Below are 20,074 nucleotides of genomic sequence, written 5' to 3' on the forward strand. Positions count from 1 at the left end.
AACGTTTTTTTTATTATTATTTATATATATTTTTTTCTTTTTATTTTCTCTCTTAGAGTAGTAAAAAGCTTGCATTCCTTGCGAATCCTTGCATAATCCTGTATTTATGTGGCTTCCAGCTCGCAACCTTTGTTTTTTATCCTTGCGAGATCCTTGCTAATCCTTGCGAGCTATCCTATCAGTTGTATTCCTATCCAATGCCAAGAACCGTTTTGCCCTGGCCTGTACTCATCAAGATTCGGATATTTCTGGATTAACGATTCTTTCACTTTGCGCTGGCTTACTGGATGCAAGCCTTGCTCTTGACACCATGCTTTGTAAGCATTATAGAAATCCTGTTTGGTAACTTTTCCACTGTACTCTGCTTCCACGCACTCATCGCAAAACGCTGCGACAGTATCGTTATAAGATTTATATTTTTCAAGTGCCTCCTGTACTGCTACCGGCGTGGTAAACTCTCCATTCACCAAGAGCCGCATTAATCCTAATAATGATCTGTTAAGTATCCCGGATAGCTCTTTTTTCAACTTGCTTCTTAGGCTTTTATCTGCTTGCTGTCCGTCAAAAGTCTTGTTAAACGGTATGATAATCCACCGTCTGAAAAAAGCGTAAGAATTATCATAAGTTCTTGGAAGTTCATTTGCACTAAACAGTAGTTTTGCAGTTGGTCTAAATTTAAATGGTTGTCCGAATTTTCTTTGAGCCGTTATCACGTCACCGGATACGATACTCTTGAAATTAGAGGACTCTCTCATTGCCATCTTAGGGATATCGCTGAATATATTGGCGAGTTTTCCGAGCAATTCAGCCTTTGAGAATTTATCTTCTTCTAACTCTTGAAGTGGTACATTTGAAACATTATCTTCACCTAACATATATTGAATAACATCTAGGAATACGCTTTTCCCATTCTTCCCGGTTCCGGTGAGCATAATAGCCTTTTCAAAACGCTGGCTTTGTAGTAATACATATCCGAATACCTCTTCTGCCAAAGCAATCATCTCATCCCCTAGAGTGGTTTTCAGGTAAGTATTAAAGTTGGGGCAGGTAGCTTCAGCATCATAAGTAACCGGTATTTGAATAATATCGAATATACTTGGGTCATGCGGTTGTAGTTCGATTTTTTCAATGTTTAATCTGCCATTCAGAACATTTATATATCTAGCATTCGGCTTTGGTATATCATCAACCGTAGCGCGCTTTATATAATCAATAGTCTCTTGTACTCTGTTCGACCGGGTATGCTTTCCTAGCAGCTTTTGCGCTTCTATCCTTGCGAATGTTTCTCCTACCGGCTTATATACACCGTTCTGATATACCCAAAGAATATCAACTGCATATTTAAATTGATACTTGCTCATTAATTCATCTGCTAGAAACTTTGGAATAAAAACCTTTCCCTCAAAATAAGGATTATCCTCCTTTTTATCTTTCTTGGATTCATCTTTACTCTGAAGCATTGAATCCAAGTCCTGCAAATCTTTCTTTGATAGCTCTTTCTTTAAAAGCTGTACAACATTGCTCGGCGGCTCCCTCAATCTCTATCCACCTCCCTTTGTATGTCTTGAAAATCTGTATAATGTCGTGTATATTGCCATTTAAAAGAACTTGAAGTAAATAGTCTGCCTGTTCGGAATGGTAACAGGCGATAGTCCATATATCTGAAAAGGGTTCTTTCGTCTTTTTTGCATATTCGCAGGCTTTATATATTTCACATAATGCATGATATGTACTTGCTTTCCATTCAATAAATCTCTGATAAAGTCTCTTGTCTTGGAAATATTCCTGCATCTCTTTGGTAGATCCATAATTGGATTGACCTATTTGCAATCCAAGCTGAAAGTCCTCATTAATCTTTTTTGCGGCTTCCAGTGGTCTGATATTAAATAATTTGCTTACAAATGCAATAGAGTCTTGTCCTCCGGCGTTGCAGCTGTAACATTTAAACCCGCCGCCCTCATACATTGCCAAATTAGGAGTTTTATCATTATGAAAACAACATAGCCCCCAGGTAATTTTGCCTTTAGTTTTCGTTTTATTGCTTGTATAAAATTTGTATGCATCCTGTACACTGATTGTTTCTTTCACTTCTCTAAATATGTTCATATATCTTATGCTCCAAATATAAGTTTACAGGCCATTTTTAATCTTGGTATATAATTAAATCTCAAAGTCCACTGAAGGTTCTCCTGACCATCTCCATCAATTTTAAATTGCCTCTCCTGGATGTTTAAAAGAGCTTCAACTGTTGACACCGGATTTTCTATTAATCCAAAAAGAATGCTTTGAAGAACTTCAGTATTTTCTTTTCGTTCCTTTTCAAGTGCTTGACGGACTTCATCGAACATAACAGCGCGTTTCTGTGTTATCTTTTCAATAGCATCGAAATTATCACTGGATCTTTTTGCATATTCTATAATGAATTGATATACCAATTGTTTTATATGCTCGTGGGTTGTATTCATTTCCTCTAGAAATTCTACCTTGTATTCTAAGTCTGCCTCATCATTGATCATTTTTCGCAGACGTTTTAACCGTCTCTCTTTATTGTTTAACTTTTGGATCATAGGCCACCTTTCAAATAACTCTTGTAGTTCTTCCATATCGTGCATTCCTTTCATATTTTATTTAAAACGGCATTAACCATTGATTTTGCGCAGTTTCCCATATTGACTGATATTTTCTTGTGATTCCTGCGGGTTGATGCTATCTTCAATCATTCTCTTGATATGTGCCTCTAAAATATCAAGGTCAAAGATATACCGGTTACCCACCTTCATGTGAGGATATCTTCCAGCTTTAGCACCTGTCCGCAGCTCCCATTCAGAAAGTCCAGTAACCTTTGCAGCTTCCTTCATCAAAACACGTCTAGACATTCTTAAGCCTCCTTTGTTTTTAGTTCTAAGTTCTTCTATACTTCTAAAGCTTCTATCTTTTTAATCCGAAATCTCTTATAGCTTGGCGAACCTCTCTATTCGCATATGACATGAAATATTTCTCCTTTCAATGTGTTATTTTGTTGCTTATGGTTATATTATATGGTAGAATAATAGACACAAATATATTGTTTACGTCTAAATTTACGTCACATTGGAGGTATTTTGTCTTGAATATGAATTTTTATGATAATGAACTTTTGTTTAATATTGGACAATTAACAAACTCTCAATATTATGGACCTATGCCTGGATATGAATATGATATCTTTGAATATGAAAGCAGGCCATATTTAAGACGATTAAGTTTGTCACACGCACTGAAACAAAAAGCTCTAACTAAAGATTTTTCAAATGATAAAAACTGTGTTATTAGCCTTATAAAAGTAATAAACAGAGATAAAAAAACAGATTGGGATAATATTACTAAAAGCATTAATAAAAAAGACTTATTAAAATGGTGTCATAGATATGGCATGCCATCCAGCAGCAAGAACAAAAGAATAAAAATAGAAAATTATATTTGTATAGATTACTATCAGTTATGTAATGATTTGGTTACTATACATCTCATGTTTGAATTATGGATAACAATGTTAAATGACGATATAGAAAACATGAAAAGCTTAATCCTATCATTAATAAAGGCACCTATACTCAAATCAAAGTATAGAACGCCTACAGGAGAAGAAGGGTTATCAATAAACATAGAACACTTTTTCCCAATAGATACCATAGAGCAAGCTAATATGATTATAGGTCAGATTGGAAATAATTACAAAAGTGCGAAATTTCTATCATGCTGCATATTCCAAACGTTATTTGATAGAATTTTGTCCCACGCATGCTTTTTAAAGGTATCTTCGCCTTTTGTAGATAGTAACTACACTATTGATAGTCCATTATTAAAACTATCATCATACTGCGACCTTTTAGATTTATGTTATTTTCAACTATTTGGAATAATCAATAGCCAGGAGGGCTCAAAACATTTAAAAGAATGCGCGAATTGTAATAAACAATTCTGGGCGCACCATGGACGAGTAAAATATTGTCCCTCTTGTGATAGACGTACAGTATGGGCAAGAAATAATAAGAGTAATCATTCAAATAGATAAGGAGGAAGACATACTTATGGCGAGCATAAGAAAAAGAGGAGCAAACTCCTACCAAATTACTGTAAGTTGCGGATATGACAGTGAAGGAAAAAAGATTATAAAACAAAAGACTGTCAAACGCCCTGAAGAAATGACGGACAAACAGTGGTCAAAGGAACTTAATAAACTAGCTTTGGAATTCGAAAGAGCAGTTGAAAAAGGTACATTTTTGGACGGTAATAAAATAACCTTTGCTGAACTTACAGAAAAATGGCTGCATGATTACGGCGAAAAGAACCTAGAAGAAACAACCCTTGATAATTACCGGGAAATGCTTAATAAAAGAATACTTCCTGCCATTGGGCATATAAAGCTCAGCAAGCTTCAGCCGACACATTTACTGGATTTCTATAATAACCTACAGGAGCCAGGAATGCGGCTTGATTATAAATATGTTGCAAAACCTGAGTTTATAAAACTTATGGCCGCCAAAACCTTTGAAGACGTTTCTAAATTAGCACATGTTCAACCGGAAACAATAAGTAAAATTGTTAAAGGCAATCGCTGTATGTCCTCCACTGTTGATAAACTATGCAGCGCATTGGACATAAAAAAAGAGAAGTTCTTTCAGGTACAAGACGGTGATAAAAAACTGTCGGTTGAAAGAATAAAGCATCATCATAAAACCATAAGTACCATTTTAACGGAAGCTGTAAACTGGCAACTAATTATGAACAACCCCGCCGAGCGCGTCCGGTTACCAAAAGCAGAGAAGAAAGAAGCTAAAGCATATGATGAAGATCAGGCTGAGAAACTTTTATCTTTGATTGAGAATGAAGAAATAAAATATAAGCTTGCCATTCATATTGTACTATTTACCGGCTGCCGGCTAAGTGAATTATGCGGACTGGAGTGGAGCGATATAGACACCAAGAATAAGACAATTAGATTTAGACAGGCAAGCCGATATACAAAATCACAAGGGGTATTCACTAAGAAGCCAAAGACTGAAAGCAGTGACAGGACGATCGCGATATCTAAATCTTTAGTTAAACTTATTAACCAATATAAGCTATGGCAAAATGGAGAAAAGGCAAAGCTACAAGGAACCCAGGATAACGAGGGCGATTCACAGTCTTCTGAAAATCCGGAAGGGTTATGGGAAGAACATAATCGCTTATTTACGCAATGGGATGGGAAACCTATATTCCCCAGTACTCCATCAAGATGGTTTAAAAAGATAAGGCTTAAATATGATCTCCCAGATCTTAAATTCCATGAACTAAGACATACTAATGCCAGTTTATTAATTGCTAATAATGTTGATGTCCGCACCGTATCAAAAAGACTAGGCCATGCTCGTACCTCTATAACCACCGATATATATTCCCATGCTCTCCGGAGACCGGACAAAGAAGCGGCAGAAAAGCTAGACAATTTATTTAATAAAGATAAAAAAGCTAGAAAGAGGAATAGCAAACAAAAACAGGCGTAAAGCCTGTTATTTTTATGCAATTTTAAGTATCTTGCATTAACTTTTGATAACAACAGTAGTCAAATAGTAGTCAATTTAACATTATGTAAATAACGTTCAGGATACAACAAAACCCGCTAACATTGATGATTAGCGGGTTCCATTTGGTGGAGCTAAGGGGATTCGAACCCCTGACCCCCACACTGCCAGTGTGATGCGCTCCCAGCTGCGCTATAGCCCCAAATACAATAAATATATTACCACACTGATAATAAATTTGCAATACTATTTGATTTCCATTCTAATATTTCTTCTCAACGATATGTAGTCTCATGCTATCTAAACGCTTATTTTATATTCAGCTTAAATAAATTATATGTAAAGATTGCAACCAAGCAGGCAGCAATAATTATCCATAAGGCATATATAGCATAGAACACATAAAAATAAATGGCAATACTACATACTGATAAAATAGCCGAAATCATAATGTAAGGAAAAACCTCATTCATCAAGTTCTTTTTGGAAATCCCCCTCCAATAAAATATTGCTCCTGCAACCAAGCTAATGATAAAAATGGCAATCATAACCTTAGGCATAGCAAGTACGTAAGAGGTGTGTAAATAACCATTGTAAATAACCCATAGCGATATGGATAAAAAGATGGAAATAAGCGTGTCCACCAATAATTTATTTATTATCGCATCGTTTTTTTGCGTTTGCATTCTAGGTCTCCTTTTATAGTCTGCAATGTTATTTTCCGGTTACACGTCCTATCGCATCCAAAACTCTTGATTTATCAAAAGGCTTTACAATAAAATCTTTTGCACCATTCTTTATCGCATCAAGTACCATCGACTGCTGTCCCATCGCCGATACCATAATAATCTTTATATCGGGACAAACGGCAAGAATTTCTTTTACCGCAGTTATTCCATCCATATCAGGCATAGTAATATCCATCGTAATAATATCGGGTTTTAGTTTTTTAGCCTGTTTAATCGCTTCAAGTCCATTGCCGGCTTCACCTACAACCGTATATTCTTCTACTTCTTCTATCATTCTCTTTAGAAGCGTTCTCATAAAAATAGCATCATCTACTATCATTATATTTAGTTTTTCCATATCAAATATCCTCCATCTCATACATAAGGATAGATAAAACAGCAGCTCCCGCTGTTTCAGTCCTTAATATTCTCGGCCCTAGACTCACCGTACTCACTTCTGCCTGTGCGGCTTTTTCTACTTCTTCCGCATCAAAGCCCCCTTCAGGACCAATGAGTACTCCAATCGTCTTAGCACCCCGAGCAGCACTTAGTATATTTCTTAATCTATTATTTTCTTCTTTCTCGTAAGGCATAAAACTAAGATCCATTTCAGACATTTGGATAATGGCTTCCTCTAAGGAAATAGGAGCACAGATTTTAGGAATCCTACCTCTGTTACACTGCTTTGCGGCTTCCAAAGCAACTTTCTGCCATCGGTCCATTTTATTACTTAAACTTTTTTTATCTTCTATCTTAACAACTGTCCGCTGCGTCATCACAGGGACAATTCTGTTAATCCCCAATTCCGTATTCTTTTGGATAATATATTCCATTTTCCCAGATTTAGGTATACCTTGAAATAAGGTTACGTCAATAGAAGGCTCACTTTGAGAAGATATCACTTTCTGTATGACTGCCTTCACCTCTTTTTTACCCATTTCTTCAATACATGCCGTATAGTCTTTCCCGTTTCCATCACAAACAACAATGGAATCATTTGGCTTGAATCTTAGTACTTTTATAATATGATTTACATCTTCTCCCTGGATAGTGATACTATCTCCTTCAATTTGTTCAGGTGCAACAAAAAATTTTGGCATCGCTTCATCACTCTCATAACATCTAATTGTCAATTCCTAAACTTTTTTTACGGCTACTGCTACCCATTCACCCATAAACAGTTCATCTACTACAGTAAATGCATTTGATAGTAATGCCTCTTTTACTTCTTCATATCTATCCTTGATAATTCCGGAAGCAATAAATACTCCCTGCTCTGTTAAATAAGGCGATATGATTTCAGATAATGAGATAATGGCATCAGCAATAATATTTGCAACAATAATATCATACTTATCTGTTATTACATCCAATAGGTTGCCGGCCTTTATGGTCATCTTGCTGTCCACATGGTTTGCACTTGCATTTTCACCAGAAACACGGACTGCATTTTCATCGATATCCACACTTGTACACCAACGTGCTCCCAATTTTAAACCCGCAATGCCTAAAATACCGCTCCCGCAGCCAATATCCAGCATATCCATATCCGGATCAATATATTTTTCCAGGAGTTGTATACACATTTTTGTAGTCTCATGGGTACCGGTTCCGAAAGCCATTCCCGGATCCATCTCAATGACAATTTCATCTTGATCTGAGGGTTGGTAATCCTCCCATGTAGGTTTAATAACAACCCTATCGCTCACCTTTACCGGCTTGTAATATTTTTTCCAATTATTTGCCCAGTCTTTTTCAAAAACTTCGGATAATTCCAGTTTTCCTTCCCCGATATCAAAATACTTTGCCGTATTATTCAGCTTTTCCCGTAGTAAAACCATTTTTTCACTTACATTTGTCTCTTCTGATAAATAAGCCTTGATAATCACTCGGTTCGGATCCATATTTTTTAATTCATCTTCAATATAATCCCAATCTGTAGGCAGCTTTTTTTCTTCAAGTATATCTCTGGGATCTTCTATATACAAACCACCTACGCCCATTTCATACATAATACCCGAAACTGCTTCCGATGCCTCAGGTGTCGTTGTCACTTTTACTTCAATCCACTTCAAGTCTTTACGCTCCCCCGTGATTCAATTAACAATTAACAATTAATAATTGAAACCTGATATATCATTAGTGATTTCTAATTGTCTTGCTTCATGTCGATTGCCAATTGTATGTTCATTATTGTCTATTAGTATCTCTCATTTTTTTATTCTTAATTCTAAGTTGTATGTTTAAATACCTAATACACTCTTCATTTTTTCAAAGAATCCTTTGCGCTGCTCATGGGTATCTTCACCTTCAAGATCTGCAAATTGCTTTAAAATCTCCTTTTGTTTTTCACTGAGATTTTTAGGCACTTCTACCATCACTTTTACATATTGATCTCCACGGCCGTAACCTCTAATGTGCGGAATACCTTTATTTTTCAGACGAAATACGGTTCCTGATTGTGTTCCTTCAGGTATGGAATATTTCACTTTTCCATCCAATGTTGGAACTTCAAGTTCAGAACCTAATGTAGCTTGAACAAAAGTAATAGGTATCTCACATATTACATCGGTGCCTTGGCGTTGAAACAGCGGATGCGGCTTTACGCCGATAGAAATAAATAAATCTCCCGCCGGACCGCCTTTGACTCCCGGGTCTCCTTCGCCTCTCAAAGAGATTGTCTGTCCGTCATCTATTCCTGCCGGAATATTTATTTTGATTTTTTTAGCTTTACGTATATTTCCCTTGCCATGACACTCTTTACAAGGATCCGAAATAATTTTTCCTTCTCCATGACAATGATCACAGGTTTTTACGTTGACAAACTGCCCGAAAGGTGTACGTTGTTTGTACTGAATCTGACCGGTACCTTTACATACTGAACATGTCACAGGACTAGTTCCGGGTTTAGCACCGGTTCCATTACACACGCTACAATTTTCCATTCTGAAAATATTAACTTCTTTTTCTACACCAAACGCAGCCTCTTGGAAAGAAATACTCACATCTGTCCGAATATCTCTACCTTTCTGTGGCCCATTTCTTCTGGAAGAAGAACCAAATCCGCCTCCGCCAAAGAAAGAGTCAAATATATCCCCAATATCAAAATCACCGAAGCCGCCACTAAAGCCTCCGCCACCAAAACCGTTAGGATCTGTTCCTGCATGGCCAAATTGGTCATATCTTGATTTTTTTTGAGGATCACTTAAAACCTCGTATGCTTCATTTGCTTCTTTAAACTTTGCTTCAGCCTCTTTATTGCCCGGATTTACATCAGGGTGGTGCTGCTTTGCCAATTTTCTATAGGCTTTTTTTATTTCAGCATCAGATGCACCTTTATTTATGCCAAGAACTTCATAATAATCCCGTTTTTCAGCCATTTTTACCACCTTTCACAAAACACCTACGAATATATTATTTATTTCATAATAATCTAACTATAAAAGCTACTCTAAGTAACTTACATGAATTATTTTTCTTATCACATATTTTATTATAGCACATTAATAACCATTAGAATACCAAAATCCATTACTGCATATCATAAAGCAATCAAAAGGACTAAAGCTAATATATAGCTTCAGCCCTGCTAAAAGTACTACCAAATGAGTTAGTTTGTTAAGTGTTATTTATTCTCTTCATCGTCCACAACTTTATAGTCTGCATCATAAACATTTTCTCCGTTAGGACCTTGTTGCGCCTGACCTTGTGCTCCAGGATCAAATCCTGGTCCTTCCTGTGGACCGCCTTGCTGCTGATACATTTTAGCAGATATTTCATAGAATTTTTTTGTCAATTCTTCAGTTGCATTCTTTATCTTTTCTGTATCAGTACCCTTTAGTGCTTCTTTCACTTTCTCCACCTCTGCTTGGATCTGTGATTTTTCTTCCGCACTTACTTTATCGCCTAAATCATTTAAAGTTTTTTCAGTCTGATATACGATGGAATCAGCATTATTTCTGACATCAATTTCTTCTTTCTTCTGTTTATCTTCAGCAGCAAATTTTTCTGCCTCTTTCACCGCTTTATCTATTTCGTCATCGCTTAAGTTTGTACTTGCGGTAATAGTAATCTTCTGCTCATTACCGGTTCCTAAATCTTTTGCAGATACATGCGCGATTCCGTTTGCGTCAATATCAAAAGTAACTTCGATCTGTGGTACTCCTCTTGGTGCCGGTGGAATACCGGTAAGATGGAATCTTCCCAATGTTTTATTGTATGCAGCCATTTCTCTTTCTCCCTGAAGGACATGAATCTCAACACTGGTCTGCCCGTCAGCAGCAGTTGAGAATGTTTGGCTCTTCTTGGAAGGAATAGTGGTATTCCTTTCAATCAACTTTGTGAATACTCCGCCTAGAGTTTCAATACCAAGAGATAGCGGTGTAACATCCAGCAACAACAGATCTTTTACTTCTCCGCCAAGTACACCTGCCTGAATTGCAGCTCCGATCGCAACACACTCATCAGGATTAATGCCTTTGTGAGGATCTTTGTTTATTAATCTTTTTACTGCTTCTTGAACCGCAGGAATTCTTGTAGAACCTCCAACCAACAGTACCCTGTCAATTTGATTTGGAGATAATCCGGCATCCTGCAGCGCCCTTCTTGTAGGCTCCATCGTTTTTTCAACCAGATCAGCAGTCAATTCATTGAATTTTGCTCTTGTTAGAGTGATATCCAAATGTTTTGGTCCACTTGCATCTGCAGTAATAAACGGTAGGTTAATGTTTGAAGTAGTTACTCCGGAAAGCTCTATCTTAGCTTTTTCAGCCCCTTCTTTCAATCTTTGAAGTGCCATTTTATCATTTCTTAAATCTACACCATTTTCTTTTTTGAATTCTTCCGCAAGATAATTGATGATGCGTTCATCGAAGTCATCTCCACCAAGACGATTATTACCGCTTGTTGCAAGAACTTCAAAAACGCCATCTCCGATTTCAAGAATGGATACGTCGAACGTACCTCCGCCCAAGTCATATACCATAATCTTTTGATCATGATCTTTATCTAAACCATAGGCTAATGCAGCGGCAGTCGGCTCGTTGATAATTCTTAAAACTTCCAAGCCTGCGATTTTACCGGCATCTTTTGTTGCCTGTCTTTGTGAATCACTAAAATATGCAGGCACAGTAATAACCGCTTGAGTTACAGTTTCTCCCAGATATGCTTCCGCGTCTGCTTTTAATTTTTGCAGAACCATCGCAGAAATCTCTTGAGGTGTATGTTTCTTATCATCAATCTCAACTTTTCTATCAGTACCCATATCCCTTTTTATTGAGATAATGGTTCTATCCGGATTGGTTATAGCTTGTCTTTTTGCTACCTGACCTACCAGTCTTTCACCTGCTTTTGTGAATGCAACCACTGACGGAGTGGTTCTAGCCCCTTCCGCATTTGCAATAACAACCGGTTCTCCACCTTCCATTACGGCTACGCAGGAATTTGTTGTACCTAAATCAATACCAATTATTTTACCCATGTTGATATACCTCCTAAAGTTAATATTTAATATCACTATAAATAGCTAATAATCTCACATCTACTTATGTTCACAGTTCACAGTTCACAGCAAATCCGCGAACTGTGAACCGTGAACTAAATCAGTTTGCCACTTTGACCATACTATGACGAATGACTTTATCTTTCAGCTTATATCCTTTTTGGAACTCTTCCAAAACGATACTCTCTCCCACTTCTTCATCTTCAACATGCATCACGGCATTATGAAGCTCAGGGTCAAAGTTCTTGCCTTTTGCTTCAATTTCCTCGATTCCAAGCTTAGAAAGAGAATCTTTGAACTGTTTAAGAACCATTTCTACGCCTTCTAACAGTTTGCCTGCATCTGCTCCTTCTTTACAGGAATCAACTGCTCTTTCCAAGTTATCAAGAACAGTAAGAAAGTGGGAAGCGGTATCACACACTGCATCACTGAAAATACCTTCCTTTTCTTTTGCAGTTCTCTTTTTATAATTATCAAACTCAGCCATTGTTCGCTGCAGCATACTAAGGTACTCGTCACTCTTTTTAGATTTTTCCTCCAACTCAGCTTTTAATACTTCAATATCCGCCTGCTGTGAAGCAGCGTCATTTTCTTCAGAAACCTGCGCACTGTGCTGGCCTGAAGATACATTTTGCTCATCATCCTTGATATCATTTTCTAAGTCTTGTTGTTTAGCTTCTGTTGTCTTTTTATTCATTGTTTCACATCCTTCGCTGTTATTAATCTGACTTGCCTTCATTAAATAATCTCATTAGCATACGGTTAAAACTATCAGTCATATACTCCAGCGATGAAATGGTTTTGGCATATTCCATTCTGGTAGGACCGATAATCCCAATCACTCCAACAATTTTATCACCGATAGAGTATGAAGACGTAACAATACTGCAATCTTTCATTTCGATAAATTCATTTTCTCTACCGATAACAATATTAATATTTTTAGAGGGCTGTACGCCTTTTGTCTGCAGCATACCATTTAAAAGTTTATATAAGCTCTTCTTTTCTTCTATAAAACCAAAAAACTCTTTGGCCCTTTCTATATCGTTATACTCCGGAAAATTGAAAATGTTTGTTGTTCCACCTAAAAAAACTTCAGCATTATCTATCGAATTAATACTCTCAGAGATATGGTCCAATATAGGCATCAGCATTTCTTCATTATAGCCCATTTCTTTCCTAATTTCCTGGATTTTTTGCAAAGTAATTTGCTCGATGGTTAGACCACCTAATTTTTCATTTAGAATACTACTCAATTTATTAAGAAAATCAATATCAACCGCGCAATCCAGCTTAATGGTTTTATTCTTTACAACACTCGCGTTTGTCACCAATACTAACAACGCAGTCACCGAATCAATAGGCACCAACTGCAGATGCTTTATTGAACTTTTCTTCATTTGGGGCGTAGATACGATGGTCGTATACTGCGTCAATTTGGATATCGCATAGGATGCTTGCTGAATAAGATCATTTAACTCCTGTATCTTTAATTCCATTGCGTATTTAATACTGTTTATTTCATCTATTGTAAGTTTGTATCTTCTCATAAGCTGGTCTACATATAATCTGTATCCCAAATCGGAAGGAATTCTTCCGGCTGAAGTATGAGGCTGTGCAAGAAAGCCCATATCTTCAAGATCAGCCATCTCATTACGGATTGTAGCAGAACTAAGACCTAACTCATGCTTTTTTGCAATCGTACGAGAACCCACCGGTTCTGCTGTACAGATATAGTCATCAATAATTGCCTGAAGTATCTTTCTCTTTCTTTCACCCAATTCCACTATAATCACCTCAACTTTGTTAGCACTCTAATGTAATGAGTGCTAAAATATATTCTTAAAATATCACTTGTTAATTTTTTTGTCAAGTGTATTTTAAAAATATCTTCTATATAAACTCTATAAAAATTTGATTTGACACATCTATTCCCCGTTTGGTAAGTTTAAATATATCTTGGTTTTTTTCCACCATACCCATATTGATGAATTTTTCCAATGGCTTACCATATACATCCTCTAACGCAACACCAAATCGATGGTAAAATTCTCGGGAATCTACCCCCTTCATCAGCCTGAGGCCCAGGAACATATACTCCGACATCCTATCCTCCACCGTTAATCGGTTTTCTTCTTCATTAGGCAGTTGCATCATGTTAATTTTCTTCAGATACTCCTGCGGAGATAAAACATTTGAATACCTTACTTCATCTATATAAGAATGTGCTCCGGCTCCAACCCCGATATATTCTTTTGCTTCCCAATACAGCAAGTTATGTCTGCACTCTAAGTCTTTCTTGGCAAAATTGGATATTTCATAATGATGATACTCATTGGCTTCCAACATCTCTATTGCCATATGATACATCTGTCGGTCCGATTCTTCATCAGGCAGTTGTAATATATCATTTTCGTAATCCCGGTAAAAATTTGTTCCTTCTTCAATCTTAAGTGCATAACAAGAAGCATGCTCCGGCGCTAGGTTTATCACATTTTCAAGTGTAGTGTGCCAGTGTTCCAATTTTTGCTTAGGTAATGAAAACATCAGGTCAACATTGATATTGTTAAATCCTTCTTCTCTTGCCGTATAGTAGTTTTCTTTAAATATTTCCTTAGAGTGTATCCTGCCTAAAGTTTTTAGCTGCTCATCATCCCAAGACTGCAAGCCTATGCTTAAACGATTCACGCCATACTGTTTTAGTACCCTCAGCTTCTCTCTTGATAAAGTACCGGGATTTGACTCTATTGAAATTTCACAGCCATCCTTTATATGAAACAACTCGTAACAACTCTTAAGCATCTTCTCCAGCAGTTTCGGTGCAAGACAGGTGGGTGTTCCTCCTCCAATAAATATTGTCTCTAATGCAGTGGCGTTCATTTTTTCCTTATATAACTGCATTTCCTTTATCAAGCCCTCGATATATTCCTCTTGCATGTGTGAAATACCCGCATAAGAATTAAAATCACAATAATAGCACTTTTGTACACAAAAGGGAATATGGATATACAAACCGGTCATTTTCATGGTTGCTCTCCTTAAAAAAGTGAGGAGCGGGGAGCGAATAGTGGATAGTAACCTTGCTTGTTACTCCCCACTGTCCTCTCCTCACTCCTCACACATCAAATTCTAATCCAACTTCAATACCGACATAAACGCTTCTTGTGGTACTTCCACAGAACCTACCTGGCGCATTCTCTTTTTACCTTCTTTTTGCTTTTCCAACAGTTTCTTTTTACGGGTAATGTCTCCGCCGTAGCATTTGGCCAGTACGTCCTTACGCATGGCTTTTACCGTTTCTCTGGCAATCACCTTATTCCCTACCGCCGCCTGTATAGGTATTTCAAACATCTGTCTCGGTATGGATTCTTTTAATTTCTCGGCAATTCTTCTACCTCGCGTATAGGATTTTTCCGAGTGTACTATAAATGATAGTGCGTCTACCACATCACCGTTCAATAGTATATCTAATTTCACCAAATCGGACTTTTTATATCCGATTAATTCATAATCAAAGGATGCATAGCCCTTGGATCGTGATTTCAGCGCATCAAAGAAATCATATATGATCTCATTTAGAGGCAGTTCATAGCTAATCACTGTCCTGCCCTCATCCAAATAATTCATGTCCTTATAGATGCCTCTGCGTTCCTGGCACAGTTCCATGATATTACCCACATATTCTGTCGGAGCCATGATAGATGCCTTAACAATAGGCTCTTCCATATAATCAATTTCCGCAGGTAACGGAAGGTTTGTGGGGTTATCTACATTTATAACTTCCCCGCTGGTCTTGACCACTTTATATATTACACTTGGAGCCGTCGTTACAAGATCAAGATTATATTCCCGTTCTAAACGTTCCTGAATAATTTCCATATGCAGCAATCCAAGAAAACCGCATCTAAAACCGAAGCCTAATGCAATAGAAGTTTCTGCCTCGAAGCTAAGTGATGCATCATTTAGTTGAAGTTTCTCCAACGCGTCCCTTAAATCATCGTATTTTGCACCATCAGCCGGATAAATTCCGCAGAAAACCATGGAATTAACTTTCCGGTAACCGGGCAGCGGCTCTTTTGCCGAATTTTTCACTGTCGTAATGGTATCACCCACTCTTGTATCCTTCACATTCTTGATACTCGCCGCAACAAAACCTACTTCTCCGGCCAGCAGCTCATCGGTATTTAGTAATCCTCCCGGCGCTAAATATCCAACCTCGGTCACTTCAAATTCCTTATTGGTAGCCATCATTCTAATCCGCGTTCCCGGTGATACACTGCCTTCCTTTATTCTCACATACGCGATAACACCTTTATAACTGTCATAGTAGGAATCAAATATCAGCGCTCTAAGCGGTGCGTCTTCTTCTCCTTTTGGAGAAGGAACCTTTTTTACAATCTGCTCCAATACATCTTCTATGCCGATCCCTTGCTTGGCGGAAACCAATGGCGCATCTTCCGCAACAATTCCTATTACATCTTCGATTTCATTCTTTACAAAATCAGGTCTTGCACTAGGTAAGTCAATCTTATTGATAATAGGAACGATTTCCAAGTCATGCTCCAAAGCAAGATAAGTATTTGCCAGCGTTTGAGCTTCAATTCCTTGAGCAGCATCCACTACCAAAATAGCTCCTTCACAAGCAGCCAAGCTTCGGGATACTTCATAATTAAAATCTACATGTCCCGGGGTATCAATAAGATTTAAAATATACTCTTCTCCATCGTGAGCCTTATATACAAGTCTTACAGCACGTGCCTTAATGGTAATTCCCCGTTCCCTTTCAAGGTCCATATTATCCAATACTTGATCTTCCATCTCTCTTTGAGTCAAAACACCCGTTTTTTCAAGCAGTCGATCCGCCAAAGTAGATTTACCGTGATCTATATGTGCAATAATTGAGAAATTTTTTATTCTATCCTGCCTTCTATTGGTCATGCGCAAACAGTTCCTCCTTCGAGCACTCAAACAATTTATATATAACGCATTAAAGAAATTACAGTAACGGTAGGTTTGGAGTGGTGTATGTTTCCGTAAGAGACCGTCCACTGTTTGAACGAAGTGAGTTTGGGCGCGTCTCTGAAGGACACATACACCACCTCAAAACCATTTGCCAATGTAAAAACTTTAATGCGTTATATATTGAGTATCTTACACTATATCCATTATCATTGCAACATTATAGCATATATGAGCCGTTTTTGTCAGTAAAAAAATAGGTATGGCATAAATATGTGCCATACCTATTTTGTATTTGTAACTTCCTTTGTATAATCGCTTATTTTCAAGACATATTCTCCCGCTCTTTCATAGTATTGATTAAGCCATGCTGTCACACGATTCCAGTCCTTTTTTAAATAACTAAGGTTAATGTCTTCCTGGCAATTCATAAAATTCACTTCATATATAGAATCTCCTGTTTTTACAAGGGTGGCAATTTTTATTTCGTCATTTACACCTAGCATTGAATTAACAGCATAATCAACTGTAATCAATCCGACAACTAATACTGCGAAACAGGCGAGAATAGTAAATAACAATAAGCGCTTATTACGTTTTCGGCGCCTATATAATTCTACCCTGTTCATAATGCACCTCCAAGATTTTGTCATTAGTGTTATTTTTCCCTATATTGCATAGGTAATACAGTAATAGTTATGGTAACATAGGAATTTATTTCTTTATTTCTTTTAATACTTCCGCAAGCGTTTTAGCAATGTATTTACTGCTGGCCAGTGCCTCTTCCAGCGTATTCCCGTTGGCTCCTACTTCTACGATCAGTGAACCGAATGACGTATGCTGATTATATCTATAAGGAGCTAAATTAATTGGTCGTGCAAGATTCGGATACAGTTCCGTGAATTTTTTTTGCATTCTTAACGCCAGTTTTAAGTTTTCTCTCCAACTTGAATGTGTCAAACCTCCCGCATCGGTACCTACAACAAGCATAACTTGCGCTGCCTTTTCTTGGCCTACTTCAGCAGTTACCTTTAGTTTTTTTCCATCATCATAAATCAGTGCATCTCTGTGAATATCAAGGATAACACTAATAGATGGATATTTCTTCAATTGCTTTTGTATTGATTCCAACGCCATTTTATATGAGCCGTTATAGGATGGATAATCATGCACAGTGGTATCATGAATAACCGATATCCCCATACTCTTCAAATTTTTCTCTATTTCATCCCCAACTCTTACAACGTTATATTTGGGGTCTTCTGTCCGGTCTGGGTCACTAGGCGTATAATTATTCTTTTGGGTGGGATTATACGCCTCGGACGTATGCGTATGTATTAAAAGTACCTGAGGGCCTTTTGCCGACAGGTCGATTTTTAAATCTTCTTTTAATAATTGTGCGATATTAATATCTTTTTTAGCCTCATTTTTTATATAAATACCTTCTGCAAATTCACTTCCCGATGCATTGACAATTGTCCTTTCTACTACTTCTTTGCCTGATTCCTCTTCTGAACCGACTTGATTTTTGTACTCTTCCGTATCATTATCCTCAGGGGATATATCCGCATCATTTGAAGCGGACAAAGATTTTTTCTCTCCAACACTCGGATTCCACACAGCACTCTCATAGCCGGGACCTAATGCCCTTACCATTTGGTTTTCATACTTTTTCATCAATAATATTTGGCTGCTCATGATAGTGGCAGGTTTTCTTAAATCAAATCCTGTAACAAATTCTACAAACCATCTTATGTCTTTATCCTCTGCTATACTGCTTGTCTTTCCTTGCTTTAGAACATTTATGACAGGCAATACATTGCTAATGTGGGATTTTAAAAAATCTTCTTCTACTAAACTTGATGAGCCAATCTCTTCCAAAAGGAATTGCTTGTTTATATATAGATTTATTTTATTTGTTATAAGTAACACATGTGAAAACAAATAAAATAACGCGATGATCAATATGAATAATAATACTACTCTTCTTCTGTTTACTGTTCTAATTCTTATCATCTTTATCCCCCGCTTTTGTACATGTATAAACCATACGATATAATTCACATAGCTATTCAATTAATGATATTCAAAAGCAGACGGATTTATGAATATAAAAAATTATAAAAGCGGACGGCCACTGGCCGCCCCAACAATCGTATAATGATCAGAATTTAGAACTTGATTTCTGTGAACTGTGAACCGTAAACTGTGAACTCATCAATGCACATATCTATTTACATCATCAAGTTCTATTCCTTCATGAAGAGCAATGTTAATGCCATTAGCGATGATCTTGGATACATCCTCAATAACCGTATCCACTTCTTTTGGGGTTACCATCAGATTTCCTATATATGGGGATAATACTTCCTGAATCAGTGCATATTTGTCGTTCCGATTCATATTTTTAAGCGTCTCATAAAAAGCGGATCCTTGCTCAACTTGTTTTATCATTGAATCAATCACAAGATCAATAGTATCGTTGGCCATCGTAGCCGCATCTACAACCGTAGGTACCCCAATGGCGATGACAGGTACACCCAGGGTTTGGAGTGTTAAGCCCATACGCTTGTTCCCTACTCCGGAGCCAGGATTGATTCCCGTATCTGCGATTTGTATGGTTGTACTCACTCTATCCAGCCTTCTGGACGCAAGCGCATCAATGGCTATTACCAAATCCGGTTTTACTCTATCAACAATACCTCTAATAATTTCTCCTGTCTCAATTCCCGTTAATCCTAATACGCCCGGTGCAATTGCGCAAACTGGACGGACTCCTTCATCTATTTGCTCAGGTATATATTCAAGAAGGTGCCGTGTGACCATTAAACTCGAAACTACTTTTGGCCCCAATGCATCGGGAGTCACGTTCCAGTTTCCCAACCCTACAACCAGGACATTGGATTTTTTATCTATCTTGATAAGATTGTATATCTCTTTTGCCAGAGTTTTACACACATCTTCCTGCAGATCCTGATCTTTTTCTCTTAAACGTGGGACTTCCAAAGTAATATAGCTGCCCATTGGTTTTCCCATCGCTTCTACACCTTCTGAAGAAGTAACTTTTACTCTTGTGACTGATATATCTTTACTCCCCGCATTTTCTACTTCTACACCGGGAACTTCAGATTCCTGGTTCGCATTTTGTTGGTACATCTCTCTCGCTTCAAGAGCCAAATCTGTTCTGATATTACTCATATGCATATCCTCCAATAATGTATGTATTTGATTTAATATTAAATTTTACTATTGGTTGATTTTTTATACTTGAAATAATCCTTGCTTTTTTTTATTTTTCATGTTAAAATATGCTTTGTGAATTCAGAATACTGGAGGTGAAT

General features: G+C 37.3%; 19 protein-coding genes and 1 tRNA gene. 2 read left to right on the plus strand and 18 right to left on the minus strand.

The window, feature by feature from the left end; translation table 11 throughout:
* Positions 1–170: 170 nt before the first annotated feature.
* Genes QKW49_RS06740 through QKW49_RS06755 form a run of 4 tightly spaced genes read right to left on the minus strand, consistent with a single transcriptional unit; the run spans position 171 to position 2,876 of the window.
* The gene (locus tag QKW49_RS06740; protein ID WP_282866784.1) at positions 171–1,538 is read right to left on the minus strand and encodes a DNA primase family protein; all 1,368 of its coding nucleotides are present in this window, start codon (positions 1,536–1,538) and stop codon (positions 171–173) included.
* Positions 1,447–2,106, minus strand: coding sequence for a CHC2 zinc finger domain-containing protein (locus QKW49_RS06745; RefSeq protein WP_282866785.1), 660 nt, complete (start codon positions 2,104–2,106; stop codon positions 1,447–1,449). The genes QKW49_RS06740 and QKW49_RS06745 overlap by 92 nt, the downstream gene beginning before the upstream one ends.
* Before the next feature lie 5 nt (positions 2,107–2,111).
* Positions 2,112–2,603 carry a hypothetical protein gene (locus QKW49_RS06750; protein WP_282866786.1) on the minus strand — a complete coding sequence of 164 codons (492 nt, stop codon included), beginning with the start codon at positions 2,601–2,603 and terminating at the stop codon, positions 2,112–2,114.
* Between the two features lie 36 nt (positions 2,604–2,639).
* Positions 2,640–2,876 (minus strand): hypothetical protein, encoded by a 237-nt coding sequence (locus QKW49_RS06755; RefSeq protein WP_282866787.1) that lies wholly within the window; start codon positions 2,874–2,876, stop codon positions 2,640–2,642.
* 230 nt (positions 2,877–3,106) lie between these two features.
* On the opposite strand from QKW49_RS06755, the gene QKW49_RS06760 reads away from it, so the two are divergent.
* Together QKW49_RS06760 and QKW49_RS06765 are read left to right on the plus strand one after the other, a co-directional pair.
* Positions 3,107–4,054, plus strand: coding sequence for a hypothetical protein (locus QKW49_RS06760; RefSeq protein ID WP_282866788.1), 948 nt, complete (start codon positions 3,107–3,109; stop codon positions 4,052–4,054).
* A gap of 16 nt (positions 4,055–4,070) precedes the next feature.
* On the plus strand, positions 4,071–5,528 hold the full coding sequence (locus QKW49_RS06765; RefSeq protein ID WP_282866789.1) for a site-specific integrase: 1,458 nt from the start codon (positions 4,071–4,073) through the stop codon (positions 5,526–5,528).
* A 144-nt stretch (positions 5,529–5,672) separates the two neighbouring features.
* Here QKW49_RS06765 and QKW49_RS06770 read toward each other — a convergent pair.
* From QKW49_RS06770 to gpr, 14 genes are all read right to left on the minus strand, one after another.
* A tRNA-Ala gene (locus QKW49_RS06770) sits at positions 5,673–5,748 on the minus strand.
* A gap of 106 nt (positions 5,749–5,854) precedes the next feature.
* Positions 5,855–6,232, minus strand: a complete 378-nt coding sequence (locus tag QKW49_RS06775) for a hypothetical protein (protein ID WP_282866790.1) — start codon at positions 6,230–6,232, stop codon at positions 5,855–5,857.
* Positions 6,233–6,260: 28 nt separating this feature from the next.
* The gene (locus QKW49_RS06780; RefSeq protein WP_282866791.1) at positions 6,261–6,632 is read right to left on the minus strand and encodes a response regulator; all 372 of its coding nucleotides are present in this window, start codon (positions 6,630–6,632) and stop codon (positions 6,261–6,263) included.
* A 1-nt stretch (position 6,633) separates the two neighbouring features.
* Complete coding sequence (locus tag QKW49_RS06785; protein WP_282866793.1) at positions 6,634–7,374, minus strand: 16S rRNA (uracil(1498)-N(3))-methyltransferase; 741 nt, start codon at positions 7,372–7,374, stop codon at positions 6,634–6,636.
* A 36-nt stretch (positions 7,375–7,410) separates the two neighbouring features.
* Positions 7,411–8,349: a 50S ribosomal protein L11 methyltransferase gene (prmA, locus tag QKW49_RS06790; RefSeq protein WP_282866794.1), complete on the minus strand. Its 939-nt coding sequence runs from the start codon at positions 8,347–8,349 to the stop codon at positions 7,411–7,413.
* A 168-nt stretch (positions 8,350–8,517) separates the two neighbouring features.
* Entirely contained in the window at positions 8,518–9,654 is a 1,137-nt protein-coding gene (gene dnaJ / locus QKW49_RS06795) for a molecular chaperone DnaJ (protein ID WP_282866795.1), read from the minus strand.
* A gap of 245 nt (positions 9,655–9,899) precedes the next feature.
* The gene (gene dnaK, locus QKW49_RS06800; RefSeq protein ID WP_282866796.1) at positions 9,900–11,753 is read right to left on the minus strand and encodes a molecular chaperone DnaK; all 1,854 of its coding nucleotides are present in this window, start codon (positions 11,751–11,753) and stop codon (positions 9,900–9,902) included.
* Between the two features lie 121 nt (positions 11,754–11,874).
* Complete coding sequence (gene grpE / locus QKW49_RS06805) at positions 11,875–12,513, minus strand: nucleotide exchange factor GrpE (RefSeq protein ID WP_282866797.1); 639 nt, start codon at positions 12,511–12,513, stop codon at positions 11,875–11,877.
* On the minus strand, positions 12,494–13,561 hold the full coding sequence (hrcA, locus tag QKW49_RS06810) for a heat-inducible transcriptional repressor HrcA (protein WP_282866798.1): 1,068 nt from the start codon (positions 13,559–13,561) through the stop codon (positions 12,494–12,496). Before hrcA ends, grpE begins: the two co-directional genes overlap by 20 nt.
* Before the next feature lie 106 nt (positions 13,562–13,667).
* Positions 13,668–14,801, minus strand: a complete 1,134-nt coding sequence (gene hemW, locus QKW49_RS06815) for a radical SAM family heme chaperone HemW (protein ID WP_282866799.1) — start codon at positions 14,799–14,801, stop codon at positions 13,668–13,670.
* A 102-nt stretch (positions 14,802–14,903) separates the two neighbouring features.
* A complete protein-coding gene (gene lepA / locus QKW49_RS06820) occupies positions 14,904–16,712 on the minus strand; it encodes a translation elongation factor 4 (RefSeq protein WP_282866800.1) in 1,809 nt (602 codons plus the stop codon).
* A 305-nt stretch (positions 16,713–17,017) separates the two neighbouring features.
* Complete coding sequence (locus tag QKW49_RS06825) at positions 17,018–17,362, minus strand: hypothetical protein (RefSeq protein WP_282866801.1); 345 nt, start codon at positions 17,360–17,362, stop codon at positions 17,018–17,020.
* 85 nt (positions 17,363–17,447) lie between these two features.
* Complete coding sequence (locus tag QKW49_RS06830) at positions 17,448–18,749, minus strand: stage II sporulation protein P (protein WP_282866802.1); 1,302 nt, start codon at positions 18,747–18,749, stop codon at positions 17,448–17,450.
* A gap of 201 nt (positions 18,750–18,950) precedes the next feature.
* Positions 18,951–19,931: a GPR endopeptidase gene (gene gpr, locus QKW49_RS06835; RefSeq protein WP_282866803.1), complete on the minus strand. Its 981-nt coding sequence runs from the start codon at positions 19,929–19,931 to the stop codon at positions 18,951–18,953.
* Positions 19,932–20,074 lie beyond the last annotated feature (143 nt).

This window comes from Petroclostridium sp. X23 (genome assembly GCF_030013905.1).
In the GTDB taxonomy this organism is placed as follows: Bacteria; Bacillota; Clostridia; order SK-Y3; family SK-Y3; genus X23.